Genomic DNA, 235 nt, shown 5'->3' on the forward strand with positions numbered 1-235 from the left:
GAAATATATTAATAACGGAAAGTTTAATAAAGTGAAAAAAACCGGAAAAGGCTACCGCGTCCAAAAACTGGATTACAGCAGAGCTTACATGGTTTCTAAAGCAAAAACAACGCTGGAGAAAATGGGTTCCAGATTCAGTAAAGAAACCAAGGGACATACGTTTACCGTTTCATCGATTACCAGGACACTTGAAGACCAGTGCCGGTTAAGAAGAGTCAATTCTAATGCCTCTTTA

1 protein-coding gene is annotated in these 235 nt (G+C 38.7%); it reads left to right on the top strand.

The window, feature by feature from the left end; all coding sequences use genetic code 11:
* Positions 1-31: 31 nt before the first annotated feature.
* On the top strand, positions 32-235 hold a 204-nt coding region (locus SB659_RS20575), incomplete at its 3' end, for a DUF5715 family protein (RefSeq protein WP_410551783.1).

The sequence above is a fragment of the Arthrobacter sp. SIMBA_036 genome (assembly GCF_046535135.1).
Taxonomy (GTDB): domain Bacteria; phylum Actinomycetota; class Actinomycetes; order Actinomycetales; family Micrococcaceae; genus Arthrobacter.